This window comes from Pseudonocardia sp. SID8383, from assembly GCF_009864975.1.
GTDB classification, from domain to species: Bacteria; Actinomycetota; Actinomycetes; order Mycobacteriales; family Pseudonocardiaceae; genus Pseudonocardia; species Pseudonocardia alni.
Genome location: NZ_WWFY01000306.1, coordinates 1 through 2,152, shown reverse-complemented (window position 1 = coordinate 2,152; position 2,152 = coordinate 1). Strand labels below are relative to the sequence as shown.

1 protein-coding gene is annotated in these 2,152 nt (G+C 77.9%); it reads right to left on the bottom strand.

From position 1 onward, the window contains the following. Positions 1-145: 145 nt before the first annotated feature. Positions 146-2,152: LuxR C-terminal-related transcriptional regulator (locus tag GTW08_RS32665; RefSeq protein ID WP_161151662.1), on the bottom strand; the 2,007-nt coding region annotated here is incomplete at its 5' end.

Genomic DNA, 2,152 nt, shown 5'->3' with positions numbered 1-2,152 from the left:
CCCGGCCACCCGGGCGCGGGTGCCGGCATCGGCGTCCGGCTCGAGCACGGCGACGGCCCTGGCCAGCTCGACCACGCCGGGCGGTTCGTGGCGCAGCATCGCGGCCAGCCGGTCCCCGGGCGGCGGTGCGCCGCTCCCCGGCCGGTCAGGCGATACGATCGGAACCACTCTCCCGGAGCTGGCGGAGCGCCGCGCGGCCCGGCACCCCCAGCTTGCGGTAGACGCCGGTCAGGTGCTTCTCCACGGCCCGGACGCTGACGGCGAGGTCAGCGGCGATCTCGTGGTTGGTCAGGCCGCGGGAGGCGCGCGTCGCGACCCGTTCCTCGGACCGGGTCAGCGCGGCGGAGGCACGGGAGGTGGGCCGGTGTCCGGGTACGGGCGTCCCGACGGTGTCGTGCAGGCGCGGCGGCGGTCCCGCCGGGTCCCCGGTCCGGGGCGGGAGGTCACCGGGTCCCGGTGGGGCGCGGTGTGCGGTCAGCGCCCTGGTCGCGCGCTCGGCCTCCGACCGGTCCCCCGAGGTCCGCAGGACGATGGTCGCCTGTTCGAGGAGTTCCGCGCCCCGGTCGGTCCCGCCCAGCTGCCCGAGCATCCGCAGGGCCCGGCCCAGCTGTGCCGGTGCCCCCCAGCGGCGTGCCCGCGCCAGCTCCTGCTCGGCGAGTGCCCGGGCCTCGGCCCTGCGGCCGCGCTCGGCCAGGATCTCGACCGCCCACGGACGCCACGGCACGGGGGTGGCGGTCCATCCCGCCTGGTCGAACCGGCGGCCGGCGTCGAGGCAGTACTCCAGCGCGGTCTCCGCGTCGCCGGCCTCGGCGGCCACCCGGGCCCGCAACATCTGCAGGCAGGCCCCGAATCCCGGGGGGACCGACGGCGTCGCGCCGTACCGGGCCAGCACCCGGTCCGCCCCGGGCCCGTGCGGCACCGCGGTCAGCACCGGGGCCAGCACCGTCCCGGGCAGCAGCGAGTCGTCGGCCAGCTCGTCGACCAGCTCGACCGCCGACCGCACCTGCTCGGCGGCCTCCTCGACGCGACCGGAGCACACGAGGACCGCGGCGAGCTCGGCGTGCAGCACCGCCTCGACCACCGGAGCGCGCTCGGCCCGCGCCTGTTCGAGCGCGACCGACAGCCAGGACGGGAGGTCCTCGACCGCGTCGGCCATGCACAGACAGGTCACCAGCATCCCGACCGTGCTGTGGACGTGGTCCGACGACGCCGGCTCACGGGCCAGGACCGCCCGGCAGGCGGCGGCCACCACGCTCGCCGGCCGGTGTCCGCCGACGGCGGCGGAGTGCAGCAGGACGCAGGCGAGCTCCCGCTCCCCCGGGGTCCGGATCGGTAGCCCGTCCGGGAGTGCCTCGAGTTCGTCGAGCCGGGCCGCGGCGGCGGACAGTCCGGCACGGGTGTGCTTGTCGACGTAGTGCAGACGGGCCTCGACCCGGAGGGCGAGCTCGCGGGTCTCTGTGTCCCCGGTGCCCCCGTACCGGCCCAGCTCCTCGGCCACCCCCCGCAGCAGCGCGATCACCGGCGGCGCGGCGCCCTCCAGCGCGAGCGGGGTCACCCGGCACAACGCCGCGGCCCGTTCCCGCAGCGACCCGAGCAACGGCACTGCCTGGACGATCCGGCGCAGGGCGAGCCCGGTGTCGCGCGAGCGCTCGAGGCCCGCCAGGTCGAGCAGCACGGCGGCCCGCCCCGGCTCGTCCGGTCCGGCGAGCAGGGCGTGTCGCAGATAGCGGACGGCGGTCCACGACTCTCCGCGCCGCACCGCGGTCCCCGCCGCGTCGCGGAGCGCCTCGACCGTCCAGGCCGGAGCCGCCCCGCCGGCCGTGAGAAGGTGCGCGGCGATCCGGTCGGACGGCGCGCCCGCGTCCCGCAGCATCCGGGCGGCACGCAGGTGCAGATCGCGGCGCTGGTGCGAGGACTGGACGACTCCGAGGGCGGCGCCGACGAGGCCGTGGCGCAGCCGGTGGCCCTCGGGCCCGGTGAGCCCCATGCTGCGGGTGACAGCACCGGCCACGGCGAGATCGGTCGCGTCCAGCTCGGCGAGCCGGGCCAGCATCACGTCGTCGGCCTTCTCCCCCGCGACGGCGACCGCAGCGAGGTACCGGCGCTCGGTGGCGGGCAGCCGTCGCACGGCGTGGGCGAACCGGTCCCGCAG